Here is a 22,533-nt window from a genome sequence, read left to right as displayed (position 1 = left end):
GGTCGCAACTGATGGAACAAGGCGATCCTGCATTAATTGCCGGACTCCTTTTATGCCTGATCAACGCTGGACCATCAGTCTTCATTACCGCAATGCGACAGAGCGTATCAGTGTATCGGTTGTGATGCTCTTCGTGAAGGGAGCAAAGTGCAAACCGAAAATGGGTTCCTGACGGGAATTCCTTGGCAGATTTCCTTAACGCGTGTTAAAATGCAGGATATCTCGATTATTTTGGTTTCCTGGCTTCGTTTTACAAGTTCATCACCCATAAAACGGAAAAAAGGAATGGCTCGGAAGGTAGCCTATGCCCCAAACAGAAGTACAGAGATTTTATGTCCGATATAAACAGGAAGAGAAACCGTCGGACGAATCAGTGTTATCCAAAAAAGTTCCATTGCCGGTAATTAAAAAATAATGTTAGGGTGAATGTGCAGTGGATGAATGGAAAAAACTGGGAATTTCAGGCGATGTGAATGGGTGGGGATTCGTCAATTGGAAAGCAGGCAAGAGGGGTTATGTTTATCCAGAGATACGGTATAAACCGATGGGAAAGGCATATAGTTTTTCTGGGATGGTCGGTTTTAGTACGAAAGCTATGATTCAAGGATATACACCTATGAACAGGATATGGCGGGGGCATTCAGTTTACCCGCTTACTCTGGAACGGGCTATAGGTATTACCTGATCACCCGATACAGGCTGATAGGGGATGGATATCTGGCTTAGATAAGTACATCTGTCTTTCAAATCCAACAGCATCCGGTGAAGAAATAGAAGGAAAAGATGAAATAAGCACAGATTAGGTGGCAATTCTAAGTTTCCATTAGACGAAATCAAGGATTTTAAACAAAATTTCAATTATTCTTGTTAATATTGATACGTAGGTCTTAAATTCGTAACTACACAATCCTAACAAATCCAATGAAAAAACATTTAGCGTTGACAGTGATCATGCTGTTAACACCCTTTATCCTGTCGGCCGGTACTTCAGGAAATACAGCATATAAGTTACCTGAAGGAATCACTTCTTCAGATTATATGTCACGCACCATTATTTTCAGAGTGAAACCGGAGTTCAGGTCTTTATGTACTGAGAATGCAATTCAGTCTGTATCCTTCAATAAAATGATGGCGCAGTTGGACAATCACAACTCTTAAAAATGTTTCCCGTCACCAGGCACCATTAACTACGAATGAATTAGGTCAGCCATTGGTTGATCTCTCATTCATCTATGAGATGCATTTTTCAGCGAATTTGGATTTGGTAAAGACGATTAATGCATTCCTGAAAACAGGATTATTCATGTATGCCGAACCAAAATTCGTTCCGCGCACGCAGTTCAATCCAAATGATCCACAGAATGGAGGGCAATACCATCTCACTAAAATAGATGCATATAATGCCTGGGATATTCATAAAGGAGATTCCAATACCGTGATTGGTATAACGGATACGGTACCGATATGGATCATCCTGATCTCGAGCCGAACCTCAAATACAATTATGCGGATCCTATTAATGGAATTGATGATGATAGCGATGGGTATACAGATAATTTCAATGGATGGGATCTCGGTGAAAATGATAACAATCCACAGGTGAATGCCAGTGGACATGGTTCACTGTTTTGGTTGTGCTGCAGCAGTTACCGACAATGCTACAGGAGTTTCTTCTCCCGGTTTTTATTGTCGTTATCTTCCTGTCAAGATTGCCGATGCTTCCGGTGCACTCCACCAAAGCTTATGAAGGTATCGTCTACGCTGCCGACATGGGTTGTCAAATCACAAATTGTTCATGGGGTGGCGGAGGAGGTTCCTTCGGACAAAATATTATTGACTACGCTACTTTTAATAAAAATAGTCTGGTTATAGCTGCTGCCGGTAACAATGGTAATACGCTTTATTTTATCCTGCCTCCTTTGACAATGTATTAAATATTGCTTCAACATCATCAGGTGATGGCAAATCAGGTTTTTCAAATTATGGAACTTCAGTTGACGTTTGCGCTCCGGGATCGGCTATCCTTGCAGCACAGTATGACGATAGTTATGCACCACAGTCCGGTACTTCGATGGCTTCACCTGTTGCTGCCGGTTGTGCCGCTATCATAAAATCCTATTTCCCGGCATTCAACGCCTTGCAAGTTGGTGAAAAACTCAGAGTAACTGCTGATAATATTTATGGACTTTCTGCCAATGCCAGTTACCAGAATCTTCTCGGTACCGGTCGAATTAATCTGTTGAATGCATTAACAGTGAATGGACCATCGATTCGCATGAATAATATCGTTGTTACAGATAATAATGATGATATCCTGATTGTGAATGATACCATGCGCTTAACAGGTGATATCATTAATTATCTGGATGCCACCACTAACCTCGTGGTGACTTTGACTTCTACTTCTCCTTATGTGACCATTATTGATGGAAGTACTACTGTTGGAGCGCTGGCTATGATGGCCACCACCAATAACAATGCTGATCCATTTGTTGTAAAGATAAATGCCAATGCCCCTCTGAATACCGCGATCCAATTCCGTATTCTTTTCCGGGATGGTACTTACAATGATTTTCAATTCTACAGTCAAACGGTGAATGTGGATTATCTCAACATTACGATCAATGACGTGTTTACAACGAACTCCAGTAAGGGACGCATTTGTTATAATGGAGAAGATCAAACCGAAGGTTTAGGATTTGATTATAATTCGGATGGCACGATGACTTATGAAACAGGATTCATGGTTGGTATCAATAATTCTGTTTCTGATAATGTTCGTGGCGCAACAGCCGGCTTAACTGATAGTGATTTTCAAGCTCAGGTTACGATCCAAAAAAATGATCCCGGACAATGGTCGGATTTCGATACTTATGGTACCTTCAGTGATGCCACCAATCCATCTCCCATAAATGTAGATGTGAATTATCGTTCGATGTCCTCGGACACCGACGCCATTTTCGAAGTTCCATATTTTTGAATATACCATTCACAATACTGGAGGAACAGCATTGAATAATCTATATGCTGTGTGTTCTCGGATTGGGATATTCAGACCTATGCGAATAATAAGGCTGATGAAGATATTGCGAATAAGATGGGCTATGTTTATTGTACCGATCCGGGTGGATATTATGCGGGTATTAAATTGTTAACCAATGGTGGCTTTGCACATTATGCAATTGACAATACCAGTGGAGGTGCCGGCGGGATCAATATGATTGATGGAATGACCGATGGAGAAAAGTATCAGGCACTTTCTACTTTACGTGCGACTGCCGGTGGTGCAGGTACAGGAAATGATGTTATTGATGTAGTAGGTACAGGACCTTTCACCATTACTCCCGGCGATTCAGTGGTGGTGGCATTTGCGTTGATTGCCGGTAATGAGTTGTCAGATATTCAAGGAAGTGCTCAACAAGCTCAGATAAAGTATAATTTTGTTACAGCGCTTGGAAACGCCAAATGTTTCCGGAATTTATACCGCTAACGCCTATCCGAATCCTTCTTCAGGTTTGGTATTTATTCCATTCTACCTTGAGTCAGCAGCTGCAATACAATTGGAAGTGTATGATATCCTTGGTCAAAGAGTCTCCGGTAAAAATCTTGGGACTTTAAGAACAGGTGATCATCAGGTACAGATGGATTTTACCACATTAAGTGCCGGTATTTATCATTACCGTTTGATCAGCGATAAAGGATCGGTGTCTGGTATGATTCATAAAAATTAATAAGAACATTCATCGAAAGCGTCCTTTGCTTCGTTGCAAGGGGCGCTTTTGTATTTAGATGGATTTATAATTGGTATATTTGGATTAATTATTCAGAGGAAATCAGAATCGTGAAACTATTGTACTTTTATGATTGTTCACATCATATATTAATTTCGTATTAGCAATAAATTAAAAAAAACAGGTACTTCCGGCAGTTATGATTCCAAAACTATTTGATTTTGCTATTGTGGGAACAGGGGCAGCAGGATTGCAGTTGGCATTGTCGATGCTGGAAGATTCTTTTTTTCAGGATAAACAAGTGTTGCTCATCGACAAGGAAGAAAAAGTAAGTAACGATCATACCTGGTGCTATTGGGAGAAGGGTAGTGGGCGATATGATCATTTGCTTTACAAAAGCTGGGAGAGAGGTTTGTTTTTGAGCAGCACAGCTCAAATTGAGTTGAATTTAAAAACCTTATAGGTATAAGATGCTTCGTTCAGGCGATTTTTTATGCTTATGCAAAGCAGAAAATTGAATCAGCTTCAAATTTTACCAGGATCCAGGCTGAAGTGTTGCATCTAAAGGAAGGAGAAAATGTACAAGTAGAGACCGGTATAGGTGTCTTTTCTGCCAGACATGTTTTTGACAGTCGGATAGATCCGGCGTTTGCGACAGATAAAAAGTCAACAAAGATTCTGCAGCATTTTAAAGGATGGATGATAGAGAGCGAAGCACCGGTCTTTCATCCTGAACAATTTGTAATGATGGATTACAGGCTGCGAAAAGCGGGAACCAGCAGTTTCATTTATGTGCTACCATCCACTCCTCACCGGGCCTTAGTGGAGTTCACATTGTTTACTCCGGATTTAATCAGAGAAGAAGAGTATGATGAAATTTTGAAGAAGTATATGTCTGCCATTCCGGGCATCGGAAAATATACCATTACAGAAACGGAGATGGGTATTATTCCCATGAGTGATTTTCCATTTCACGAACAGCATACGCAAAGGATTACAAAGATCGGCACTGCCGGAGGGTGGGTGAAGCCTTCTTCGGGTTATTCTTTCTACAATGGTAAGAAGTATGCTGAACGCATGGTAGCTGCCATCAAGAGTGGCCAATCGCCATCGTTTACCTTAACGAAACCCCGATTCCGGTTTTATGATCGTATTTTTCTCGATGTTTTGTTTCATCAGAATGAAAGAGGTGAGGAGATATTTACATCGATGTACAGCAAGAATAAAGTGACGGATATCTTCCGTTTTCTGGATGAAGAAACCTCTTTGTGGGAAGAATTACGAATTATCAATCGGTTTCCGCATGCGCCTTTTCTTCGGGCAGTAATAAACAGGTATTTGCGGTTGTAAGGACATGGTTTAAAGATAAGATACTATTTCCTTAGCAAACATTTTACAGTTGGAATCATATCCTGGGAAGGATGAGTTTAAACCCTTAATGAAATCTATTTCTGAAATACTCAAGGTTATTTACTATTTCCGGTGTAGGGTAATTCGACCTTTTTCTTTTTTTGCACGAATAGAATTGTAAAGACAATTCCAACGATAAGAAATAATGGCCAGATATTGATGGCCAATAACACCACTTCCTGAATCAATTGGAGTCCATTGGAAAAGAATAAGCTGCACGGGAGAAAAAGGTTAGTCCGGGTGAATCAATAATTGATACGACTTCGTATAGGCTAATCGTTAGTGTAGCATAAGCCACCCTGTTGTCGAAGTATTTTAGCTTTCCCTGCATGGACTCGATCTCGCCCCTGACAATTCCCAGTTGCTGTTCTACTTCCAGCATTTCACTGATTTTCCCTGTTCGTTGCAGGAGTTGTAAATAGCGCTTTTCCATTTCCAGCTTTGCTTTCAGTCTGGCTTCAATATCCATGTATTCCATTCCGATATCTTCACTGCTGAGATCTTTAGTATCGATGAACTTCGCTTTACTGCTGATGTCGGTTATCAAAGCTTCCATAAACTGTCCCGGAACCCGGATCACTAGTGTACTTTCATGATTTCCGGACTGACGATTTTCATTTTCATTGGCGATGTAGGCTTTGTATTTCTGCAGGATGGTGGAAAGATAGTTTCGAGCCGATGACAATGAATCTACCTGAAGCCGGAGAGTAGCCTGCTGGATAATCTTCTGCGCACCTGTATATAAGGAGCTGTCCGCGCTATTACCTGTACTTGAAATGTACGTTTCAGATGCTGGTGCAGATTCAGAAGCAATGCTACCAGATTTTTCTGTTTTACTTCCACAGGAAGTGATCAGAAGAGCAAGGCTCATATAAACCGAACCTGGATAACACGTTAGCATTGGCAGGTGCAATAGGGAATCCCGAAAAAAATCTTCGATGTATTCATATTGCCGGGACCAACGGCAAAGGAAGCACTTCCCATATGCTGGCTTCGGTACTTCAGGAGGCGGGTTTCAGAACCGGACTTTATACTTCTCCACATCTCAAGGATTTCAGAGAGCGTATCCGTGTAAACGGTGAAATGGTTAGCGAGGAATGGGTAGCAAACTTTGTCACAAGAAATAAAAAAATATTCGATGAAATCAGTCCTTCTTTTTTGAGATGAGCACCATCATGGCCTTTTACTATTTCCAACAGATGCGTACAGATATTGCCGTTATAGAAACCGGATTGGGTGGCAGACTGGACTCCACCAATATTATCACACCCTTCATTTCCGTTATCACGAATATTGGTATGGATCATATGAATCTGCTGGGAGACACACTTGAAAAAATTGCAGGCGAAAAGGCAGGTATCATTAAAAGAGGAGTGCCTGTGGTGATTGGGGAATCCAATATCGAAACCAATTTTGTCTTTAACCAACAAGCATCAAAGGTAAATTCTCCTATTCATTTTGCCAATGATCATTTCAGTTTAGAGGTAATAAAACATGATTTACTCGCCGAAAAAGTACATGTCAACGTCTTCAAAGACGGACAGCTGTATTTAGAAGGGCTCTCCTGCGACCTCACCGGAAAATATCAATTAAAAAACATTCTTACTGTTCTTCAATCACTGGACCTGATCAGGGAAGAACTACATATAACGGATGAGCATATCCGAAAAGGGCTGGCTGATGTGAAAGGAAATACGGGACTGAAAGGGCGCTGGCAGATACTTTCACGCCAACCCTTGCTCATTTGCGATACCGGCCATAACGAAGACGGCTGGAAGGAAGTGCTGGAAATGATTGAAAGTCTATCTTATCAACGCTTACATTTTGTTCTCGGGGTCGTTGAAGACAAGGACCTCAGTAAATGCTAGAGCAGTTACCTGTTGATGCTACCTATTATTTTTGCAAGGCGGATATTCCGAGAGGATTAAATGTCGAGGTTTTGCGAGAGATGGCAGAACGTTCCGGGTTGAAAGGTTTGACCTATTCGAGTGTCAATGCTGCACTTAGCGCTGCAAAAAATGAAGCATCAAATAAGGATTTGATCTTTGTTGGTGGAAGTACTTTCACTGTAGCAGAAGTGGTTTAAGAATCCCCTCAACGTTGTTTTTGTACAATTACACGGGCAACCCTCATATTATTTTGCGAACGCCATCTGCACTGATAAATTCCCGACTCAGACAATTGAATCATACAGGCATCACGCTCAGCTTTCAAAATTTCAAATTTAACGGCACTCCCTTTCAAATCAGTAACGATGAGATCAGAAATGTCTACATCCTTAATGACAATAAGGCCATCGTTGCTCGGGTTCGGGTAAATGAACGCAGATTCATTTCCATTTATATCATTTATTCCCACTGACAAAGGAACAGCCACACAAAACGTATCCACACAACCGGAAGCATCGGTCAGAAAAACGCAGCAGGCCCCGGCGCAGAGGCTATCCACATTCGCGGTAATTGAACCGGCACCATTCCCGCAGCTATCCCAGGAATACGTATAGGGGGCACCGTTACCACCGGCAGGGTTTAAAGAAACGGAGCCATTACAGATACCATTATCCGCAGTAATTGAGAAAGTCCCAGCCAATGCATTGGGTGCAACAATCGAAACGGACTGACCGGTGCTGAGTCCGGTGGAATCTGTTACGGTTACAAAATAAATTCCCGCACAAAGGCTATCATAATCCGCTGTTGATGGACCATTACTCCATTGAAAAGTATAAGGTGGAAATCCACCTGAAGGTACTACTGTTGCAGAACCATCACAAACACCGAAACAGGAGGCATTCACCGAGCTGACTGCAATTGAAATTGCCGGTTGCGGAGAAGCACAACAATTACCAGAATTCGATATTAAAACCTGACTGGTATAGCATCCATATTGTAAGATGCATAAACAGAACCACCGGAAAATGCCTGCAGGAAATAATCCTCCACCTGATCCACCGTATTGCATCCACCCTGACTGGTCAGCGTATCGCAATCATAAGCGCAAATAATAGATGAATTACCATTGGGATTTGATGTAGGGGCCGGAGGAGCGAAAGAAATACTGGTTTGCACGGTTCCGGGAACACCGGTAATTACAGTAGTTGGGATTGTTAGGGAACAATTATTATTATTCTGACTATTGTAACCGGCATAGCGCACTTCCGACACATTTCCGGAGAAGGCACCCGAAATATTGATAGCGATAGCTTCGTAGCTCACCACACCTATTTTAAGATTGGGGATATTTACATCCACCACGATATTGAGTGTACCCCCATCATAGTTGGAAACGATAAAAATATTTCCCGCCGGATTACAAATGGTTTGAGCGGAAGCTAACGGATTGAATACAACATTGAGCAATAAGTAAACAGCGTATCGACGAACCAATTTCATTAGACAGGAGGTGCTTTTCATGATTTTTTAAGCTTTATGGAGCCAAAATAACGATAATAAACCAAAAAACAAATTCTCTAGCAGTTGATAATCAATAATTAACATACATTTTCCATATTTATTTGGGTGATATCCCGTACATACCTATTTTTGCAGTCCCAATTAACAAAGGGAGCATAGCTCAGCTGGTTCAGAGCATCTGCCTTACAAGCAGAGGGTCACTGGTTCGAACCCTGTTGCTCCCACTTCAATTTCAAAGGGTTACTGTCGAAAATGGCAGTAACCCTTTTTCGTTTCCACAAAACTTGCATAAGTATAAAGTGCAACTCCCTCTTCTAAATGTTAAAGTTTACATCCCATAACCACTTACCTAATTTTGTTTAATTGGTTATTTCAGATACACTATTGATTCCTTAAAATAATAAAATATACATGATTTAATATACCTTTGATTAATCACTAAAGTCATTTTTAAATGCGAAATATTCTGTTTCTTATAATGCTTTATTGCTCCCTTTCAGCGTGGAGTCAAATAAATCTTGTGCCTAATCCAAGTTTTGAGGATACAATTTCTTGTCCAATATTCCTAGATCAAATGGTTGCATGTGCTAATTGGAGTTCATATAGAGGTTCACCAGACTACTTTAATTCTTGTGGCGGACTTGGGTTGAGTGTTCCAAATGTAACTTTTGGATATCAATTTGCTCATTCAGGTGGAGCTTTTGTTGGAGCAATAACTTATCACAAAAATAATACAGCTGCAGGAGGAAATGCCCGAGAATTTGTTGGTGTCAACTTGAGTACTCCTTTACAAGTAGGCTTTAAATATTATTTTTCGTTTTATGCAGTACTAGCAGAAACTTATACTGGATTTGCAAGTAACAACTTAGGATTGAGATTTTTTTCTATTCCCTTTTCAGTGAACCATCCTGCTCCAATTGATAATTTTTCACATTTGCATGTCGATTCGATCTTAAGCGATTCTATATATTGGCATAAAATAAGTGGGTCATTCGTTGCAGATTCAAATTACCAGTATGTTTCAATTGGAAATTTTTATGATTACTCAAATACTGATTCATTAGCAATTAATACTTATTCCCCTGCATATTATTTTATTGACGATATCTGTGTCAGCACCGATTCACTATACAATGCAACATGGACAAGCTTACAAAATATCGAACCCAACGAAGTACAAATCTTTCCAAACCCTGTGCAAGATTATTTTCGATTTCAATCAATTCATAAAATAGAAGAAATTATCATTTATGACAGTAGAGGGAGATTTATAATAAGCGAGTTGGTTAATTCAACCGAGGGAAGAATTTACTTGGGTTCAATTTCAGATGGAATTTATATTGCATTATTTAAAAAGGAAAAATCCATTTCATTGCATAAATTCTTGAAGTTTTAAAATGAAAAAGAAGGACATAACTTTAAAATAACAAGAGCCAATGGTCACAGATCTAGTCCCGTCTCTGCTTTTTCTGACGACATGACAAGCTCTGTTGCTCCCATAAACAAGCCGCTCATTCTAGTGGTTTGTAATTTTAATTCATGTTTTTATTTCAACATCCTTTACTCTCTATCATTTGAGAAGTTTTACATCAGACATTAATCCCTTGATGTAAATGACCTATAGAAAAAGCATCTAACACTTCACGTTCGATTTACAGGCAGAGCCAAAGACTGGGAGGTATTTTATTCTAAACTTTCAAATCGAAAAATTTTCCCCCAAGCCCATCCCTTACCTCAAAATAAAATTGAAAGTAATACTTCCCTTTTGCTCTTCTACTCCTTTTGCACTCGGACTAAATTTTGCTTTCATGGCTGCCTCTTTCGATTTGCGGACAAGGGTGCCGTTAGTGATCGTGCTTCCGCGCGCTGGTCCTTCTGCCCTGAGAACATTGCCGTTTTTATCGACGATAATTTCAATAACAATCTTTCCTGCTCCTGTGAACGATCTTCCAGTCGCGGCATACTGCGCATATTTCTTCCCGTTAAATCGAAACCACCTCTGGCCCGGACCGGTTCCGCCACCGCTTCCGCCACCACTTCCTCCATCAGAGCCCGGACCCGTACCATCTCCAATTCCTCCTCCATCACCTGTTCCTTCTCCACCCGTACCCTTGCCGGACTGTGTTCCCGTAGGAGCGCCACCGGTACCTTTTTTACCGGGATATAAACTTCGCGGATCTGCTTTTCGTTCTTCTACTTTCGCCAGCTCCGGTTGTTTGATAACAGGAGTAGACGTATTCTTCTTCACTTCTTTCTTCACAATTTTCTCTTCCTTCTTCTCTGTTTTTTTCTTGTCCGGCTGTTCGACACTTACTGTTTCTTCAATATCGGATGTCAGCAATTCATCTTCTTCCTCTTTTGTTAAAGCCTGTTCAGACGAGGAGGGTGTTGGAACCGGCGGAACATCATTAAATTCAAGTTCACCAAATTCCACGAAGCTGCCACCGCCACCTCCGCCTGCCAACCCTTCTTCCCAGGGTGGAATAGGAGAGGAAATATAAAACAACATCAGCAAAGCAAGAATAGCCGCATGAATCAGCACGGTTAAAGCAAGCGAACGGTATTGATACGATTTCATTACTGCTGCTGTTGTTTGGTGAGATTAGTAGCGGCCACCATTTTTATTTTATTCTTGTTGCCAATGTCAAGTAGGAAAACTACTTCTTGCCAGGGCACTGTTTTATCTACTTTCAGTAAGGCGGTAGGATCAACCTGACCTGCTACGGCTGCCATCACGGCTGCTTCAACACCCTCTCGCGGAACAATATCTTTGTTTACCACAAATTGCAAGTCAGGTGTCACTGCTATTACGATAGGGTGCTTCATACTTTGAATGCCGGTCTTTGAATTCGGAAGCAGCAACTTCAACACCGAAGGAGTGGCGAGCGTAGAGGTAATCAGGAAGAAGAGCAGCAGGAAGAACATAATATCATTCAGCGAATGACTATATACTTCTGAAGCGGCTTTTTGTCGTCGGCGCAGGTTCATGGCTTAACAGGTTCTTCGAGGAGGTCAATAAATTGAACGGCATTAATCTCCATCTTATTGATAACACGATCCACACGTTGTACCAGATAATGATAACAAGAGTAGGCGATCATTCCCACCAGCAGACCCGATGCAGAGGAGATCATCTTTACATACAATCCACCGGAAATAGTGTCAATCTCCAGACTGTTTTGCAACGAGATCTGATAGAAAATTTTGATTACTCCGAAGATGGTTCCAAGAAAACCAAACATCGGAGCTATACCGGCTATTGTTCCGAGGAAGCCAAGATTTTTTTCCATCGTGAAGACCTCCAGTTTCCCTTGATTCTCTATCGCGGATTCAATTTCGCGAATGGGTTTTCCTAAACGCGCCAATCCTTTGTCGATCATCCGTGCTATCGGGTTATCTGTTGCTTTGCAGAGGCTACGTGCCGCCTGAACATTTCCCTGATGCACCTGATCGCGGATCTGATTCATAAAATTTTGATCAAGTCGACTGAACTTCAGTATGACAAATAATCTTTCGAAGAAAATGTAAATGGCGAGTATGCTCAATATCCCGATCGGAATGAGAATGGGACCTCCCTTAACGGCCATTTCAAAAAATGACATACTTTGCTCAACAGGAGCACTTGTAAGCGGAGCAGTGGCAGTTGCGGCAGAATCAGCCAGAGTGCCTGCCCCCTGGGTAATCTGAAGTAGTAATGACATAGGATAGTGGAATTAGCTAAGATTAAGAATGTGTAAAGGTAGAATTCCGCTATCTGGGGCTTTTTTTAAGGTGGATGCAATTGCTAACACAACACTGTTAACAAGGATTCAAGGATAAACGTGCCCGGCTTTTAGATTATTGTTTAAGTCCCGGAGCCCGATTTACTTGCTGATCACCTCTTTAAAGGAGTACTTTGTTATTTAAGGGCTCTTACCGGGTGGCTATAACTTCAATAGCATCGAAGCAGTGAAGGGTGATTGAAGGGAGAAAGTATATCAATAAATCAATTGTACATCTTTAACTTCGCTTAAATTAATTCCAATGAAAAAATTATATCAATTATTGTCATCTTGCAGTTTCTAGCTAACTTTTCTGTGCAGGCGCAATCATGTCATAGTGCCACCGGTTTTAAAAACGGCCCCGGTTTCGCGAATTGGGTGCATTGTACCGATGATCATCAGGTGGTGCTTGGCGGAATTTATACCAACCCCTATTTTGCCATGGATGGGGATACCGTCTTTTCACCGCCCGGTGCTGCATTGACAACCTGGGTGGCGTTCCTCGACTCGTCATTTCAATTGATACGATTGATGAATGGAATTAGTCTCCAAAATAGCGGAGGCTCTTTCACAACCACAACCATTTTTGATATGGTGGTGGATGCACAAAAAAATATTTATTATACCGGAAGGCATTCGGATGATACATTGGTAGTGGGCATGGATACCGTGTACAGCGATAATTATGCGGAAGGTTTTTTAGTGAGATATGATTCGATGGGTACCGGCACACTTTTAAAAGGTTTTGGTTCAAGAAATATCGGTTCAACATTTACTTTCGATGATCATGGTCGGGCCATTGCAGTCGATGCATCCGGAAATATCTATGTGACGGGAACTTTTGAAGGGAGTAGGTTCATCGTGAATACGGATTCGGTGGACAATGGCGTGTATGTAGGTTTGAACAGCTATGCGCAAGCTTTTACTTTTTCATTGAACCCGCAAGGACAAACGCGATGGCTGAAGGCCTGCGGAACACCTACGCAGGATGAAAGTCCCATCGGTATTGCAGTAGATTTGAACGGCAATGTTGCTATCACCGGCCAAACGAGTGCAGATAATCAGGTCTTCACGTTTGGATCGTTCACTCATTTATACAAGGATGTTCAGTTCAGTTATCAGGGATTTGTGGCACAGTATGACAGTGTCGGAAATGAACGATGGCTCTATCCGCTGGAAGCCTATTATGGAGGTGGACCGGATATCGCCGGCTATGATGTAGCCATGGATGAAAATGGAAATACCTATGCGATGGGAGTCGTGAACGCCTGGGGGATTTTTAACGGAGATACAATTGAAACACCAAATTATACGAGTTCCTTTCTGGTTAAAATCAATCCGGCAGGACAAGCTTCCTTTGTTCGTTTGGGGAACATCGATACATTTTATCCTTTTCCCGGTCATATCACTTATCGCGAAGGAAAAGTCGTTACTATCGGTCAGGCCTATGCGAATCAGGTGACGTTTGATCATCTCGGATCAGTGGGTTCGACACATACTTTTGTTGCTGTATATGATACTATGGGCGTAATTCAATGGTTACGCGGTGGGATAAGCAATACGGGAGGCGGAGGTGATATTTATTTCTACGGCGTTGCTGTAGATCCTCTCGGAAGAGTGCATGTGTCGGGAGGGGCAGGAGATGGAACGGTGACGGTTTATCCTTATGTGTTCAACGCACCTTCTACAGGAGCTTACGTTTTATTCCGATTTGATTCCATTCCGGATAATGGTTTTACGATGAATGTGAATGTGAACGGGAGCGATACAGTAGCTTGCGGTTCGTTTGTGCAGTTGCAGGGAATCGCCAATCCTTCCGGGAGTTTAGTCAAATTTACCTGTGGGCAGATAACGACACCATTGCTCTTCCCAATTTTGTAGGACCTAACCTTAACGCCACTCCGAGAATGACAACTACCTATATCGCCTCTGCCGTTTACAATGGATGTGTGGTGCTGGATACGGTGGTACTCTATGTCACCAATTTGCCGCTGAATATTGGAACTGATACCATTGTTTGTTCCGGAGATTTAATTCAATTGAATGCAACATCCTATCCCGGAGCGCAATATTCCTGGACGCCCGCCAGTGGATTAGACAACGATAGTATTCCTGATCCTGTTTTTACGGGATTACAAACGGTGCAGTTTATATGTCAGTTGAATGTGAGTGGATGTATCAGTACGGATTCAATTCTGCTGCAAGTGATACCGCCGGCACAAGCGGGGTTTTCACTTTCAACCAATCAACTCACAGTAAATTTCGGCAATACTTCTTCCGGTTATACCTCCTTCCTCTGGAATTTCGGAGATGGAAACCTCGACTCCATCAATACGAATCCAACGCATAGCTATGCCAACGATAGTGTTTGGACTATTTGTCTGGTGGTGCGCAACGATTGTTTTACAGATACCATATGCCAGGTCGTTGATTTAACAGGTGTAGGAGTAGGGGAGATGAGCAACTCCGGACCACTTCTTATCGGCAACACATCAACGGAATGGATCATCTACCAACAGGAGGATAAGAACTATGATCGCTACGAACTCATCGATATGCAGGGAAAGAAAATTGTAGCTGCTGAAATAGTAAACACCACCACCCTCATATCCAAAGAAAACCTCAGCCCGGGCATCTATCAACTTATTTGCACCGGTCCTCAAACACCGGTATTCAGACTAAAAATAATAAAATAGAAAGATATTTTCTTCGATACTCAATTAGTTTTTTCAACAGAAATTACCGAGGCTTCTTGATTTAAGGTGTCTCGCAGCTCCCAATAGCTATCGGGAGCTGAGTCGCAAAGAATTTTACGAGAGGCGCTGTAAACTATATTCTAGTGTTTAGTATTATCATGCCCTCAAAAAAAGCAAGGAGCCAGCAGCAAGAAGCTAGCAGCAGCAGGCCGGTAGCCGGTAGCTCGCAGCCGGAAGCAAAGTAGTTAATCCTCAAACCACTTCGCATACATCACATAATTATTCGCAATCCCTTCAATCAACTGCTTCGTCTGTTCCGCATTAATGCTCTTTACTTTCTTCGCAGGGACTCCGGCATAAATACACCCCTCTTCCACAATCGTATTTTCCAGGACCACCGCCCCTGCGGCAATGATAGAATTGGAATGAACAACAGCATGATCCATCACAATCGCGCCCATTCCTACCAATACATTATCATGTAAAGTGCAACCATGCACAAGAGCATTGTGTCCGATGGAAACATTATTACCGATCACCGTTTTCGCTTTTTGATAGGTGCAGTGTATTATCGCTCTATCCTGAATATTCACTTTATTGCCGATTGAAATCGTATTGACATCACCCCTCACCACGGCATTAAACCAAACGCTGCAATTATCTCCCATAGTAACTTGTCCGACAACCGTTGCATTTTCAGCAAGGAAGCAGTCGTTGCCGAAGGAGGGATGAATACCGTGTACGGGTTTGATGAGTGCCATAAATTTTTATTTTCTGTTTTTTTTCTAGGGTTTCCTGGAGTTTAGCTTTTCGGCAGTGATTTCTATTTGTTTTACAAAATGTTTTTCTGCTTCGCTCATTTACATGCTCATTTCTGTGCTCACATCACGCCTCCTGCATCTTTCTGTAAGCTACATACTCTGCTTTCGTAATCGCATGCTGTACGGTTTCTTCACCGAGGGCATCGGAGAATTTTTCGAACTTGAGTCCGCATTTTTTCGAGGACCCGTACCGAGGCGAGGTTGGCCACTGCTGATCGTCCGATGATGCGCGCCAGCTTGAGCGTGTTAAAGCCATAGTCAATGCTGGCGCAAGCGGTTTCAGACGCGTAACCTTTTCCCCAGTACTTGCGGAAAAAACGATAGCCGATATCAACTTCCTGTTCGTCTACAAGAAATTTTAATCCGCACCAGCCGAGGATAACTCCGTCTTCTTTTCTTTCCACTACCCATCTTCCCATTCCGTATTTCCGGTATACGTCGTAGTTCTTTAAAAAAGTGGTGGCCTCTTCTACACTTTTGAAGGGCTCATCACCTGTGTATTTTAAAACATCGGGATCCAGATTCAATTCATAGAATACGGATCCATCTTCAGGCTGCATCTCTCGCATCCTGCATCGTGTGGTTTCGAAGAGGTAGTTCATGTTACTGTCGGTTAAAACGGTTAGACTCATTGAAGCTATAATCACTGTTGGTGATGCGTATGGTATAAATGCCCCGGCTAAGTTTATCTGCAGGTAAGGTCAGATAAATGATGCCTTCCGCGGCAAGAAAAACAGATTGTTCAACTAATTTCCCGTCAGCACTGAAGATCTCCATCCGAAAGGGTTCTTCACGGTTGTGGCTTACCGAAATGATGCTGTTTTCATTTCCTCCCGGATTGGGGTAGATGCTGACACCGGACGCAGGGGATTCGGGATCAACTCTCATGATTTGCGAAAATTGTGAAAGCCCGGCATTGTCAAAAATATTTAAACGATAGTAAGTGCTGGTGTCGAGTGTTTGAGGATCGGTCCAGGTATAATTGGCGATTTGACCCAGGTTGCCCGTAGGATTTACATTTCCTGCTGTAGTAAAGAGCAAGGTGTTGGTGGATTTTTCGATATCGAACCGGTCGAGGTTAAATTCATTGGCCGTTGACCATTTTAACAAAGCTTGATTCCCTATGCGCTGTGCAGTAAAACTCAGCAGCTCAAACGCCGGTGGATTTCCACTACGTGTGTACCAGATGGGCGCTGTCCATATTTTATCCCCATCGGCCTCTGTGATCTCAGCAAAATAATAGAATGTTTGTCCGGGAATGATTGAATTTATAAACTGCAGTGAGTCAGAGCCCGGCCCCTGCATGGAAACGATGGAGGAGGCCATGAGCCCGCTTCCCGGAACTCCCACCCATATCCGCAGCCAGGTAATGGACTCTCCATCGGCATCAGAAACATATAATTTGATTTCAGGATTGTCCGGTCCGGAACAAATACTTCCCATGCCAAATCCATTGATCGAAAATTCGACACGTGCATTCCAGTCATCAGAAGCGTAAAAACTTCTTCTTTTAAACGCAGATAACAGACTCTCACGGTTAAGGCTATCCGTAATGACAACGGTTCTTCCGGGATGTGTCCGTCCAAAGACTATGTAATGATTGTCATGGTCGATTCCGGGTGCCACATGGTACCCTTTTTTAAGAAGATCGAGATAGCGATCAAAGTAATTGTAGGAGGGAAGGCTGCTATATGTAGTGTCTGTCGAGAATGCAGGACCGTTTCTTAGTGCAAGTCCAACGATAGCGGAATCCAGGTTGCGTTATAAGGCACTTGCAGTAAATTGCCAAAATCTGTATCTTCCATATGCGCCAGATAAGCGAAAGCTGAGTTGCCGCGTTGCGCTACTAAGTCAAATAATCCACCATTATCCGACTGTCCGTTAAAGATATCATAGTTGCGGTTATCCCATCCAATCAAACTATCAATCCCATGCACAATAACATGACCACCGGTGCTGATCACGCCCCATTCCATTCCATAGAAACTGGTAAACACATTATCCTGATTCACAGAATCGGCCTCTAATACACCTTTATGATAATCGGCTATAGCCATGCCGGCACCACTATGATTATGATCAGAGATTCCCCAGTAATTTACATTCAAAGTGTTTTGTTGGATATATTCAAAGCAGGATTTGACATCGTGATAGTCGGGATCGTTGCCCATATTTCCATCCGAGTACTCAGAGTGCGAATGCAGGCTTCCGTACCAATAGGAGGATTGGGCATTTATTTTAATGAAAAAACGATCATGGCAATAAAACCGCCGGTAACCTTAAAGCGGCGGTGAAATGCCGTTGATAACTTAGGGTTTTGGTCGGTGTCATAGTTGGGAAATGCTGAGGAACAATCGCTTAACGCAAATTGTCAGATTCAAATATATTAAATTACCGGTTGAATTCATTGATAGTTAACAAACTCTATCAAAATTACGATCAATTTTTTAATAAATCTCCGTAGCTTCTTTACTTTTGCCAAACATTTTTGTAGTTTAACCAACTGAAATATGACATTCCCTGGATCCCTATCAAGCATGAAAGAAGTTGTTTATAGCCTCTTAACATGTATTTTCTGCTCGTTAATTTTTTCGGCAGCACCTGTAAGGGCCCAGGATAGTATTCGAAGGCCTGCACAAATAAAGACAGTACCTGTGAAAATATCGCTCCTGCATTCGACCGCAGAGCACTCTTGATTGATAGTCTGGGTGCGATGATAGTGAGATGGGATCGCGAGAAGATTCGCTTTATCGTGCTTTAAGTGCGCAAAATGAAAAGATATCAGATGCCAACACAGAGATCGAAGCATTGAAAGCCGGTAATGCAGAATTAAAATTACAGTTGGAAGATGCGCAAGGTGATAACCTTCAATCGTCACATACCAATTCTATTCTTTTATCTTTAACATTGGTGTAGGTATTTTTCTGCTCATCGGTCTTATCTGGATGTTCATGCGAAAAAAGGAGATGCTGAATCGGATGAACAACCGGCTCGCAATGATCGTCGAAAAGTTTCCAATGGTGAAGATAATTTCGATCACAAGTTGGATAGAATTCAAAAGCTCGGCAATCTGCGTGATAAGGGATTATTGACAGACGATGAGTTCAATTTGCAAAAGAGACAGATTCTCGGAGAATAATATAAAGAAACAGTAGTATGCGCAGCATCAGCTCACAGTTCAGAAAGGTAACTCCGGTTTTATTGATTTCATGGTTACTGACTACTCTTGCCCTGCTGCTTGCGATTTTTATCAGTACTGCCAAAGATATCTCGTTAGATTCTTTTTACAGGACCCGAATGCTCAATTTTTTTGCTCCGTTTTATATCGGCTTCTTCTCCAATGTCGGAATTATGATTTGGAGTGCTGCAGTGACCATTTGCTTTTATGGCATGGCGAATAGATGGAAATGTAAGTGCAAAACACAACAGTTTCTCCTCTTCAGCGGAATCATTACTTTATTGATACCTGATGATTTGTTCCAGTTGCATGAACTCGTGTTTCCACTTATTTTAATATTTCAGATAATATGATTTATCTGACTTATCTGAATATCTACCTGATTTATTTTATTCGCTTCAGAAGGCAGTTATTGAATTCTGATTTTATTGCTCTTGTTCTCGCTTTTTTTTCTTCCTCGGTCTTTCCACTATCATTGATATTTTTACCCTTGCCTATTTCGAAGGATACATTTTTAGAAGATGCCATGAAGCTGTTGGGAACTGTTTCCTGGTTGATTTATTTACACGTACAGCGAATGAATTGCTTGAAGTGAAAAACATCAGCTTGATTTCGACAGCATAACATCCGGGAAATTTTAAATGTTTATTTTTTTGCGTTGTGAACGATTTCACTAAAGAAATGTGTTCGCTTTTTGAGGTCAGGTGAACTTCGATTCGCGAATTGTTGAGTACTTACTGAAACATCTCCATGCCCTTATCGTATACTTTTTGATTTTTTAAACAATCAGAAATTAGTATGGAAAGAGCTAAAACTAAAGTTAAAAGGTTGAAAATCAAACAACAACAAAGGACAAAACTCGTGCAACGTTATCTGATTGCAGGAGGTATTTTCTGTTTTTGCCTTTGTTGCAGGATTGATTTATTGGAATTTGAGAGTCACCACCACCGCTGTTGCCGGAATCAGTTATACCTGGAATGGCTCTTCTGATAGTTTATGGTCCAACCAAACAACTGACGCCTTCGGGATTGCCTACAATTAATGATCAAATCACGATCCCTTCCTCCTGAGCAGATATCCTGTTTTAGACAATGCCGTAAATACATCAGATATAACAATTAATTCCGGTTCACAGTTAGATATGAATGGATTTTCATTGACATTAGCAGGTAGTTTTGTGATGAATACGACTTCCACTTTAGAACTAAGAGGAGGAAACCTGGTTGTTAATGGAAACGCAACGTTCAACGTAGGCACTATTTGCCACTTCAACCGGTACAGGCAACATGGTGACCAATGGCAGTTCCACCGTATTCGGAAGCGGTTCAGCCGGACCGACTATTCATACGGATATTGAAGTGAATTCAGAAATTGTGACTGTAAGAAATACCACATTTAATGGGATCACCCGGTTGATTAAAAACAGGTGCAAGCAATGATGTTGCTTCAGGGAATAATACTTTCAATGATTCCACTTTATTACCAATTCAGGAACGGGGTACTTGATTTTTTCGAATTCCACCCGCGATATTTATAATGCTCCTTTAACTTTAAATAGCACGGGTGCCGGGAGTCTTCTACATCGCCTATAATGGAACAAATACACAGTTTAATGAGAATCTGATTTTTAACAGTACGGGGAGGAATTAGAATTGAGGAAGCAATGGTACGTCCATACCGGTAGCAGATAAACAATTAATTATTGGCAATACTGGGTTTTCCAAGAACACTTCAATTATCACGTATGTCCATAGCCGGTAGTTCAGATCAGTCACTTACATTAAACGGAAGTGTGTTTTAACATTGGGACCTGCAAATCATTTTCCATCTGATTTTATAGCGGTAAGTCCTCGGCGTTAGTCTGAACGGGTTGTGTTTAATGGCGATGTAAATATCACTAAGAACGAGCTAACACGCACGGTTCAGGGAATAATACCTACTATGGTACCACCGTGATAACCAACGAGGGAACAGGATTCATGTCTTTTTTCCCCAATTCTACCCGAGATATTTTCAATGGAGAAGTGACATTTAACAGTATTGGTACCGGAGTCCTTTATGTCGCACATACCGGTGTCAATACCAGTTCAATGATCATGTGAATGGAGAGTAATTTCTGGTGGTAGCATCTGTTTGGTAATGCTGCAGGTACTTCCAATGCTGGCAGCGGGTAAATCCATCAGAGTAGGGGGGGATTGAAAGCGAAGCTTATAATTGGGCGGTATTTTTCCGGCCGGAAACTTTGATTTGGGTTTGGTAATGTGTGGTTACGCTTACACTAGACCTTCTACCTTTGCAGATGATGTAACTGCGGGTAACAAGTGGTGGAACGTGTTTATCCGGTTTGTACTTCAACGGGAAGTTACTACAGTAAAGACAGGAAGCTCGAATGATAATGGCAGTGGCAATACTACCTACAATGATTCCGTACACGGATTAACAATGGCACAGGCTATATGGTCATGTCGAATAGTACAAGAGATATTAATGCTCCGTCTACTTTTAGCAGTAATGGTACAGGTACCATTTATGTGGCGCATAAGGGTACGAATACACTCTTTAACGAAAAAATGTTTTCCTCAACAGCTCAGGTGGTGGAGGTGGAGCTCGAATCGTGCACAGGCAATGGAACGGCTATTTGGCAGATGGGAAATCCGTATTAGCAGGGAATGCAGGTTTTGTGAGCGGAGATCTGATGTGTTAGGGGTGCTGTAACCATGTCAGCAACAATTCTCAAATTGACTTTCACTGGACCAAATGCTACTGTAACCATTGGTCCGGCAGCGCCGATGGCTTGTCCTTTAAATGGAAGCCGGAGGAGTGTGTATGAACGGTCGCATTCGGTGGAAAAGTAGCTTGTTAAAACAGGGGCAGGAAATAATACCGAAACGGAAATAACGTTTTTAGCGATTCTCTTCTATCGTGAATAATGGTACGGGCTATAAGTTTTTTTCTAATTCAGTGAGAGATATTTATAATGGAGTTCTTTCAGCAACGACAAATTAAGTGGAATAATTTCATTTAGCACACAGAGGCACTAATACAGAGTTTAATGAAAATATTACAGTTTCATCGACAACTGAATATTACTATTTGGTGCGAGCACAGGTACATCTTCGTTGGCCACAGGTAAAACATTTATCGTGAACATCGGGCTTCAATTCCGGTTCATTAAACTTTCCTCTTAACACAGACGGGTGCCAACCCTCTTTCCTTTACACTGGGGACAGGGGCCATACTTAATCTGGGACCTGCTTTTGGTTTTGAATGGAGATGTTTCCATAAACAGTGGAGGTATCCATTTTAATGGTGCGACTTTTAATGGAACAATTTCTGTCACTAAAACCGGGGCAGCAAACGATGCCGGTAATGGGAATAATATTTTTTAATGCTTCTTCTTCTTTATGAATTCCTGAACCGGATATCTCTTGTTAACTAATTCCACCAGAGATGTTTTTAATGATGTCGTTGAATCTACCAACGCAGGATCAGGATTACCAATTCATGTGGGATACAATGGAGGTGT

At 41.8% G+C, this 22,533-nt stretch carries 28 protein-coding genes, 1 tRNA gene and 2 pseudogenes; 21 read left to right on the top strand and 10 right to left on the bottom strand.

What is annotated here, in order from left to right:
- Window positions 1-921: 921 nt before the first annotated feature.
- The 8 genes from IPJ86_05590 (at window position 922) to IPJ86_05555 (ending at window position 5,081) form a co-directional block, all read left to right on the top strand.
- A complete protein-coding gene (locus IPJ86_05590; protein MBK7886783.1) occupies window positions 922-1,158 on the top strand; it encodes a hypothetical protein in 237 nt (78 codons plus the stop codon).
- Between the two features lie 52 nt (window positions 1,159-1,210).
- Window positions 1,211-1,603, top strand: coding sequence for a hypothetical protein (locus IPJ86_05585; GenBank protein MBK7886782.1), 393 nt, complete (start codon window positions 1,211-1,213; stop codon window positions 1,601-1,603).
- 31 nt (window positions 1,604-1,634) lie between these two features.
- Window positions 1,635-1,934 (top strand): S8 family serine peptidase, encoded by a 300-nt coding sequence (locus tag IPJ86_05580; protein MBK7886781.1) that lies wholly within the window; start codon window positions 1,635-1,637, stop codon window positions 1,932-1,934.
- A gap of 2 nt (window positions 1,935-1,936) precedes the next feature.
- Window positions 1,937-2,980 carry a S8 family serine peptidase gene (locus IPJ86_05575; GenBank protein MBK7886780.1) on the top strand — a complete coding sequence of 348 codons (1,044 nt, stop codon included), beginning with the start codon at window positions 1,937-1,939 and terminating at the stop codon, window positions 2,978-2,980.
- A gap of 51 nt (window positions 2,981-3,031) precedes the next feature.
- On the top strand, window positions 3,032-3,490 hold the full coding sequence (locus tag IPJ86_05570) for a hypothetical protein (protein MBK7886779.1): 459 nt from the start codon (window positions 3,032-3,034) through the stop codon (window positions 3,488-3,490).
- Window positions 3,453-3,731, top strand: coding sequence for a T9SS type A sorting domain-containing protein (locus tag IPJ86_05565; protein MBK7886778.1), 279 nt, complete (start codon window positions 3,453-3,455; stop codon window positions 3,729-3,731). The genes IPJ86_05570 and IPJ86_05565 overlap by 38 nt, the downstream gene beginning before the upstream one ends.
- Window positions 3,732-3,930: 199 nt before the next feature.
- A complete protein-coding gene (locus IPJ86_05560; protein MBK7886777.1) occupies window positions 3,931-4,194 on the top strand; it encodes a hypothetical protein in 264 nt (87 codons plus the stop codon).
- A gap of 89 nt (window positions 4,195-4,283) precedes the next feature.
- A complete protein-coding gene (locus IPJ86_05555) occupies window positions 4,284-5,081 on the top strand; it encodes a hypothetical protein (protein ID MBK7886776.1) in 798 nt (265 codons plus the stop codon).
- Window positions 5,082-5,325: 244 nt separating this feature from the next.
- Here IPJ86_05555 and IPJ86_05550 read toward each other — a convergent pair whose 3' ends face one another.
- Window positions 5,326-6,012, bottom strand: a complete 687-nt coding sequence (locus tag IPJ86_05550; GenBank protein ID MBK7886775.1) for a DUF4349 domain-containing protein — start codon at window positions 6,010-6,012, stop codon at window positions 5,326-5,328.
- A gap of 11 nt (window positions 6,013-6,023) precedes the next feature.
- Between IPJ86_05550 and IPJ86_05545 the strand changes: the two are divergent.
- Window positions 6,024-7,227, top strand: a pseudogene (locus tag IPJ86_05545) (bifunctional folylpolyglutamate synthase/dihydrofolate synthase).
- 8 nt (window positions 7,228-7,235) lie between these two features.
- Here IPJ86_05545 and IPJ86_05540 read toward each other — a convergent pair.
- Both IPJ86_05540 and IPJ86_05535 read right to left on the bottom strand, forming a co-directional pair.
- A complete protein-coding gene (locus IPJ86_05540; GenBank protein ID MBK7886774.1) occupies window positions 7,236-7,934 on the bottom strand; it encodes a T9SS type A sorting domain-containing protein in 699 nt (232 codons plus the stop codon).
- Window positions 7,935-7,996: 62 nt separating this feature from the next.
- The gene (locus IPJ86_05535) at window positions 7,997-8,530 is read right to left on the bottom strand and encodes a hypothetical protein (GenBank protein MBK7886773.1); all 534 of its coding nucleotides are present in this window, start codon (window positions 8,528-8,530) and stop codon (window positions 7,997-7,999) included.
- A 170-nt stretch (window positions 8,531-8,700) separates the two neighbouring features.
- On the opposite strand from IPJ86_05535, the gene IPJ86_05530 reads away from it, so the two are divergent.
- Together IPJ86_05530 and IPJ86_05525 are read left to right on the top strand one after the other, a co-directional pair.
- Window positions 8,701-8,775 (top strand) — tRNA-Val (locus IPJ86_05530).
- A 230-nt stretch (window positions 8,776-9,005) separates the two neighbouring features.
- Window positions 9,006-9,947, top strand: coding sequence for a T9SS type A sorting domain-containing protein (locus IPJ86_05525; protein ID MBK7886772.1), 942 nt, complete (start codon window positions 9,006-9,008; stop codon window positions 9,945-9,947).
- Between the two features lie 333 nt (window positions 9,948-10,280).
- Here IPJ86_05525 and IPJ86_05520 read toward each other — a convergent pair whose 3' ends face one another.
- From IPJ86_05520 to IPJ86_05510, 3 genes are read right to left on the bottom strand one after another with little or no spacing between them, the layout of a single operon-like run.
- Window positions 10,281-11,129, bottom strand: coding sequence for a hypothetical protein (locus IPJ86_05520; GenBank protein MBK7886771.1), 849 nt, complete (start codon window positions 11,127-11,129; stop codon window positions 10,281-10,283).
- Window positions 11,129-11,539 (bottom strand): biopolymer transporter ExbD, encoded by a 411-nt coding sequence (locus tag IPJ86_05515; protein ID MBK7886770.1) that lies wholly within the window; start codon window positions 11,537-11,539, stop codon window positions 11,129-11,131. The genes IPJ86_05520 and IPJ86_05515 overlap by 1 nt, the downstream gene beginning before the upstream one ends.
- Window positions 11,536-12,252 (bottom strand): MotA/TolQ/ExbB proton channel family protein, encoded by a 717-nt coding sequence (locus IPJ86_05510; protein ID MBK7886769.1) that lies wholly within the window; start codon window positions 12,250-12,252, stop codon window positions 11,536-11,538. Before IPJ86_05510 ends, IPJ86_05515 begins: the two co-directional genes overlap by 4 nt.
- Before the next feature lie 351 nt (window positions 12,253-12,603).
- On the opposite strand from IPJ86_05510, the gene IPJ86_05505 reads away from it, so the two are divergent.
- Entirely contained in the window at window positions 12,604-14,193 is a 1,590-nt protein-coding gene (locus IPJ86_05505; protein MBK7886768.1) for a hypothetical protein, read from the top strand.
- Between the two features lie 26 nt (window positions 14,194-14,219).
- A complete protein-coding gene (locus IPJ86_05500) occupies window positions 14,220-15,008 on the top strand; it encodes a T9SS type A sorting domain-containing protein (GenBank protein ID MBK7886767.1) in 789 nt (262 codons plus the stop codon).
- A gap of 245 nt (window positions 15,009-15,253) precedes the next feature.
- Here the strand turns inward: IPJ86_05500 and IPJ86_05495 are convergent, their stop codons facing one another.
- The 4 genes and pseudogenes from IPJ86_05495 to IPJ86_05480 all read right to left on the bottom strand — a co-directional run bounded on the left by IPJ86_05495 (window position 15,254) and on the right by IPJ86_05480 (window position 18,000).
- Window positions 15,254-15,769, bottom strand: a complete 516-nt coding sequence (locus IPJ86_05495) for a gamma carbonic anhydrase family protein (GenBank protein MBK7886766.1) — start codon at window positions 15,767-15,769, stop codon at window positions 15,254-15,256.
- A gap of 124 nt (window positions 15,770-15,893) precedes the next feature.
- Window positions 15,894-16,431, bottom strand: a pseudogene (locus IPJ86_05490) (GNAT family N-acetyltransferase).
- 1 nt (window position 16,432) lies between these two features.
- Window positions 16,433-17,455, bottom strand: coding sequence for a T9SS type A sorting domain-containing protein (locus IPJ86_05485; GenBank protein ID MBK7886765.1), 1,023 nt, complete (start codon window positions 17,453-17,455; stop codon window positions 16,433-16,435).
- A 98-nt stretch (window positions 17,456-17,553) separates the two neighbouring features.
- Window positions 17,554-18,000, bottom strand: coding sequence for a hypothetical protein (locus IPJ86_05480; GenBank protein MBK7886764.1), 447 nt, complete (start codon window positions 17,998-18,000; stop codon window positions 17,554-17,556).
- Window positions 18,001-18,553: 553 nt separating this feature from the next.
- On the opposite strand from IPJ86_05480, the gene IPJ86_05475 reads away from it, so the two are divergent.
- The 8 genes from IPJ86_05475 (at window position 18,554) to IPJ86_05440 (ending at window position 22,396) form a co-directional block, all read left to right on the top strand.
- Complete coding sequence (locus tag IPJ86_05475) at window positions 18,554-18,745, top strand: hypothetical protein (protein ID MBK7886763.1); 192 nt, start codon at window positions 18,554-18,556, stop codon at window positions 18,743-18,745.
- A gap of 127 nt (window positions 18,746-18,872) precedes the next feature.
- A complete protein-coding gene (locus IPJ86_05470) occupies window positions 18,873-18,968 on the top strand; it encodes an SHOCT domain-containing protein (GenBank protein ID MBK7886762.1) in 96 nt (31 codons plus the stop codon).
- 17 nt (window positions 18,969-18,985) lie between these two features.
- Window positions 18,986-19,360 carry a hypothetical protein gene (locus tag IPJ86_05465; protein MBK7886761.1) on the top strand — a complete coding sequence of 125 codons (375 nt, stop codon included), beginning with the start codon at window positions 18,986-18,988 and terminating at the stop codon, window positions 19,358-19,360.
- A 524-nt stretch (window positions 19,361-19,884) separates the two neighbouring features.
- Window positions 19,885-20,049: a hypothetical protein gene (locus IPJ86_05460; protein MBK7886760.1), complete on the top strand. Its 165-nt coding sequence runs from the start codon at window positions 19,885-19,887 to the stop codon at window positions 20,047-20,049.
- A 910-nt stretch (window positions 20,050-20,959) separates the two neighbouring features.
- Window positions 20,960-21,109, top strand: coding sequence for a hypothetical protein (locus tag IPJ86_05455; GenBank protein ID MBK7886759.1), 150 nt, complete (start codon window positions 20,960-20,962; stop codon window positions 21,107-21,109).
- Between the two features lie 360 nt (window positions 21,110-21,469).
- Window positions 21,470-21,670, top strand: coding sequence for a hypothetical protein (locus tag IPJ86_05450; protein ID MBK7886758.1), 201 nt, complete (start codon window positions 21,470-21,472; stop codon window positions 21,668-21,670).
- 54 nt (window positions 21,671-21,724) lie between these two features.
- On the top strand, window positions 21,725-21,862 hold the full coding sequence (locus IPJ86_05445) for a hypothetical protein (GenBank protein MBK7886757.1): 138 nt from the start codon (window positions 21,725-21,727) through the stop codon (window positions 21,860-21,862).
- A 342-nt stretch (window positions 21,863-22,204) separates the two neighbouring features.
- Window positions 22,205-22,396, top strand: coding sequence for a hypothetical protein (locus IPJ86_05440; protein ID MBK7886756.1), 192 nt, complete (start codon window positions 22,205-22,207; stop codon window positions 22,394-22,396).
- The last annotated feature ends 137 nt before the right edge of the window (window positions 22,397-22,533 follow it).

Source organism: Bacteroidota bacterium (assembly GCA_016713925.1).
Lineage (GTDB): Bacteria > Bacteroidota > Bacteroidia > AKYH767-A > OLB10 > JAJTFW01.
This window is presented reverse-complemented; position numbering and strand designations above follow the sequence as displayed.